3 protein-coding genes are annotated in these 5,218 nt (G+C 43.1%); 2 read left to right on the top strand and 1 reads right to left on the bottom strand.

Going from position 1 to position 5,218, the window contains the following annotated elements:
• Positions 1–124: 124 nt before the first annotated feature.
• Positions 125–1,960: a M2 family metallopeptidase gene (locus AB4238_RS19335; RefSeq protein WP_372034910.1), complete on the bottom strand. Its 1,836-nt coding sequence runs from the start codon at positions 1,958–1,960 to the stop codon at positions 125–127.
• Positions 1,961–2,145: 185 nt separating this feature from the next.
• On the opposite strand from AB4238_RS19335, the gene AB4238_RS19330 reads away from it, so the two are divergent.
• Together AB4238_RS19330 and AB4238_RS19325 are read left to right on the top strand one after the other, a co-directional pair.
• On the top strand, positions 2,146–2,793 hold the full coding sequence (locus AB4238_RS19330; protein WP_372034908.1) for a TetR/AcrR family transcriptional regulator: 648 nt from the start codon (positions 2,146–2,148) through the stop codon (positions 2,791–2,793).
• Positions 2,794–2,798: 5 nt separating this feature from the next.
• Positions 2,799–5,081, top strand: a complete 2,283-nt coding sequence (locus AB4238_RS19325; RefSeq protein ID WP_372034906.1) for an acyl-CoA dehydrogenase — start codon at positions 2,799–2,801, stop codon at positions 5,079–5,081.
• Positions 5,082–5,218 lie beyond the last annotated feature (137 nt).

The following is a 5,218-nucleotide window of genomic DNA, read 5'->3' as shown; positions in this document are numbered from 1 at the left end:
AATTGTCTACAGCCCCTGAGTTCACTATTAGAAAATTGCCGCTGTATTACTGTCTAAAGTAACAAAAAGGCCATTAAAACTGATTTAAATGACCTTTGCTGAATGCTAATACCTTAGCTTGTTTTTACCAACCACATTGACGATTTGCCGTTTTGTTTTGTTCATCTAACCAAACTTGCAATGGCGCAAAGTAATCAAGTACTGCGTTAGCGTCCATCTCTTTGGTACCCGTAACTGCTGCTAGTGCTTCAGGCCAAGGTTTGCTTTGTCCCATTTCGAGCATAGTGTTTAGCTTAGCGCCAGCTTCTTTGTTGCCGTAAATGCTACAACGGTGTACAGGTCCGTTATCGCCAGCAATCTCACATAATGATTTATGGAATTGAAACTGCAGTATATGGGCTAGGAAATAGCGCGTGTAGGGTACATTGCCAGGCACATGATATTTTGCACCTGGATCAAAGTCTGACTCATTACGTGCAATCGGGGCTTTTACACCTTGATATTTTTCACGTAGGTCCCACCAAGCTTGGTTATATTGCTCAGGGGTGATCTCGCCGCTAAATACCTTCCAACGCCACTGATCGATCATTAATCCGAAGGGTAAAAAGGCGACTTTGTCTAATGCTTGCTTTAGCAGCAAGCCGATATCCTTTGAGGCGTCAGGCACTTCGTCAAGTAGACCAATCTGTTTTAAATAGTTTGGTGTAATTGATAATGCAACTGTGTCACCAATGGCTTCATGGAATCCATCATTGGCACTATTTTTAAAGATAAATGGTTGTTCTTTATAGGCGCGTTGATAGAAATTGTGTCCAAGTTCATGATGAATCACGGTAAAATCTTCAGCTGTTTTCTGGATACACATTTTAATGCGAATATCATCTTCGTTATCCAAGTCCCAAGCGGAAGCGTGGCAGACAACGTCTCTATCTTTAGGTTGTACAAACAAAGAGCGTTCCCAGAAAGTATCTGGTAATGCTTCGAAACCGAGTGAAGTGAAAAAGCTCTCGGCTTGTTTAACCATTTTTACTTCATCATAGTTATGTTGTGCCAGCAGCTCAGTAACATCGTATCCTGGGTCAGCATCTTGCGGAGCGACTTGATCGTATACGTTGCCCCAGCTCTGAGCCCACATATTGCCTAATAGGTGAGCTGGAATAGCGCCAGTTGCAGGTGCTACCGTGTCACCATATTGCTCATTAAGCTCGCCGCGTACGTAACAATGCAGTGAGTCATAGAGAGGTTTAACTTGGCCCCAAAGGCGGTCTAATTCATTTGAGAAATCATCAGGTTTCATGTCATATTGACTGCGCCATAACTCTGATAAGTTCTCATAGCCGAGATCTTGTGCACCTTCGTTTGCCAACTCGACTTCTCGTTCGAATAGTGGACGCATTGGCTTAGAAATTTCACGCCAGCCTTGCCAAACTTCAAGCAGCTCTTCGGGGTTGTTAGATTCGCCCATTATCGCCGACAGTTCAGGCTGGGTTAAACAGCGTCCATCTTCAAAGCAATATTTCCCTTTGCCGTATAGTCCATTTAGCTGGGCACTGATGTTGGCTAGCTCGGCATTTTTAGCTGGATCTAAAGGCGCTGGTAATACGATTGAACTGCGTAGTATATTTAATTTTCTTTTGTCTGCAGGATCTAATGTTAGATCGGCATATTGAGCAGATTGGGTTGCTAGCTTGACAGAGGTACCTGTGTACTTCTCTGACACACTGGCTGAAAGCGCGGCTGTGTCTTCAGTAATAAAGTTACTGTAGATCCACTCGGAGCGATTTATCTCAATAGATAGATCAGCCATCGTAGATTCAGCATCAGTAATAAACTGTTTAGCTTCCGCTATTTTATCAACAGCGGGGGCATTAGTTGCTTCTGTTTTATTACAGCCTACTACGCCGAGCGAGATTGCTATCAATACTGATAGCTTAGAAACCTTGGTAAAGGTCATGTTCATCTGTCAAAATCCCTTGTTATTTTTGTGTTGCTTATTTTACTTATTTTGTTGCTGATTGATAGTGGCGAGGCATAGATGAAGAAAATAGCGCACATATGTAAGGTAAACAGGGTTTTTGTTTGACAAAAAGCAAGCGAGTGTTTAATTTAAACGAGTGTTTAAATTGAATTAATAAAGGCAACGGAATGGCGAATCGCTCCGATACAAAAACAAGAATACTGGATGCAGCAGAAAAGCTATTTGCAGAGAGAGGATTTTCAGAAACCTCTCTCAGATTAATAACAAGCAAAGCTGAAGTAAACCTTGCATCAGTCAATTATCACTTTGGCTCAAAAAAGGAGCTAATTAGAGCGGTGCTAGCCCGTTATCTTGATGTGTTCATGCCTGCTGCTGCTGACGCTATTGTCGCGGTTCGTAGCGCCGATGCCAACGCTTCCCTAGATGATATCTTTTCAACTCTGGTCAATCCCTTACTTGAATTAAACAAGTTAAGAGCGGAAGGGACTACCACCTTCCTTCAGCTTCTAGGACGAGGTTATATTGAGAGCCAGGGCCATTTACGCTGGTTTATCACAACTCACTATGGCAAGTATTTAAGCCTATTTGTGAAGGCTGTTAGCGAAAGTACACCACATATTCCTCCCGCAGAGATGTTTTGGCGATTACACTTTACCTTAGGTACCGTTGTTTTCACTATGGCATCAGCAGATGCATTAACCGAAATTGCTGAGGCAGATTTTGGCGAACACAATGATATAGAAGCAGTTATCCGAAAAGTTATCCCTTATTTATCGGCGGGGGTTTCAGTTCCAGTTACTAAGGATGCAAACTAGAAATTATGTTTATTACGCTATTAATACTGTTAATCATCGCTGTGGTCGTGATTTTTGCGGTAAAGAACATCAGAATGCAGTTAATCACGCGACCAGTATTTAGTTTTTTTAAAAAAGTGCTACCACCTTTATCGGACACTGAGAAAGAGGCGATGGAAGCCGGTGACGTTTGGTGGGAAGGAGAGCTGTTTAAAGGCAAGCCAAATTGGCAGATGTTGCATAGTTATGGCAAACCAGCGTTAACTTCGGATGAGCAAGATTTTATCAATAATCAAGTTCAAACAGCGTTATCTATGATTGACGACTATGACATTGTCAGCAATAGAAAGGATCTACCGCCTGAGCTGTGGGAATACTTTAAAAAAGAGGGCTTCTTTGCGCTTATTATTCCTAAAAAGTACGGCGGGCGTGCATTTTCAGCCTACGCTAATTCAACGATTGTTAGCAAAATAGCCAGCAGAAGTGTCAGCGCTGCAGTGACCGTGATGGTGCCTAACTCATTAGGTCCTGGCGAGCTATTAACTCATTATGGCACCACCGAACAAAAAGATTTTTGGTTACCAAAACTTGCTGATGGCCAAGCGATCCCTTGTTTTGCACTAACTGGCCCTGAAGCGGGCAGTGATGCTGGGGCAATACCCGATACCGGTATTGTGTGTCGTGAAGAGTTTAATGGTGAGCAAACCTTAGGTTTAAGGCTCAATTGGAATAAACGTTATATCACGCTAGCCCCAGTTGCTGATGTATTGGGTCTTGCGTTTCAAATGCATGATCCTGACGGCTTGCTAGGTGAGCAGAAGCAGATAGGTATTACCTGTGCACTTATTCCTACCGACCATCCCGGTGTAGAAATTGGTCGACGCCATGACCCATTGCACTTGGCCTTTATGAACGGTACCACTCAAGGTAAAGATGTATTTATTCCACTCGATTGGATTATCGGTGGGCCGCAATACGCGGGTCGAGGTTGGAGAATGCTGGTTGAGTGTTTATCTGCCGGCCGTGGAATTTCATTACCGGCACTATCTACTGCATTAGGACACATGGCGACTAAAACGACTACGGCCTATAGCGCGGTGAGACAACAGTTTGGAATGCCGATCGGCCAGTTTGAAGGAGTGCAAGAAGCACTTGCTCGGATCATCAGTAATACTTACCAGTTAGAAGCCGCTAGACGCTTAACAACTACCGGTATAGATCTTAATGTTAAACCCTCTATCGTGACTGCGATTGCCAAGTATCACATGACAGAACTTGGACGAAATGTCATAGACGATGCGATGGATATTCAGTCAGGTAAAGGGATTCAACTGGGCCCTAAAAATTATCTAGGAAACGCCTATATTGCGCTGCCAATTTCAATCACGGTTGAAGGCGCAAATATCCTTACCCGTAGTTTAATGATATTTGGCCAAGGCGCTACGCGTTGCCATCCCTATGTACTTGCAGAGATGGAAGCTGCTGGAATGGAAGACAAAGCTGCGGGACTAGAGCGATTTGATTCGCTACTTACGGGTCATATTGGTTATGCCGTTCGTAATGGATTTAGTGCTTTTAGTCATGCGTTAACGGGCAGTATTTTCGCTTCGTCGCCAGTGAGTGGTGAAACTAAGCGTTATTACAAGAGCATGACCCGCTTATCAGCGGCGTTAGCGATTATGTCTGATCTGTCGATGTTAATGCTAGGTGGTGATTTAAAGCGTAAAGAGATGTTAAGCGCAAGATTGGGTGACGTTCTCAGCCAGCTTTACCTAGCATCAGCCACATTAAAGCTATTTGAAGATAATGGTCGTCAATTTGAAGATCTGCCCACAGTTAAACATGTGATGACAACCAGATTACACCTTGCTGCAAAAGCGTTAGATGAAGCGATTCGAAACTTTCCAAACCGCATCGTTGCAACTCTTTTGCGGGTATTAATCTTCCCGCTAGGTAACCACTTTAATCAAGCTGATGACAAATCATCTATAGAAGTCGTTAATTCGATGAGTAGTCCTGGTCCTGCTCGTGACAGATTAACTTTCCTGTGTCCTGATCTTGATAACGATGTCAGTGGTATCGCCGATGTTGAGCGGGCATTTGTCGCTAAATATGAATGCAAAGAGCTATTTGTCCGTATTAAACAGGCTCAAAAAGAGGGCAGCTTAGCAAGAAAGTCAACACCGCAAGCATTGTTTGACTCAGCGCTAGAAATTGACTTAATTAGCAAACAGGAGCATCAACAACTGGTTGTTGCAAACGAATTAAGATTAGCTGCCATCAATGTCGATGATTTTGGAACGCTCTAATTTTCCAAAGGCTACTGTAATGTTCTGAACGTTACTCGCTACATGAAAGTCACTGAATAACCTCAGTGGCTTTTTTTTGTTTTCTTTTTAGGTAGTGACGAAAACAGAAAACGCTTGAAACTAATACCAATTGCATT

It is taken from the genome of Shewanella sp. 10N.286.45.A1, assembly GCF_041470405.1.
Taxonomy (GTDB): domain Bacteria; phylum Pseudomonadota; class Gammaproteobacteria; order Enterobacterales; family Shewanellaceae; genus Shewanella.
This window is presented reverse-complemented; position numbering and strand designations above follow the sequence as displayed.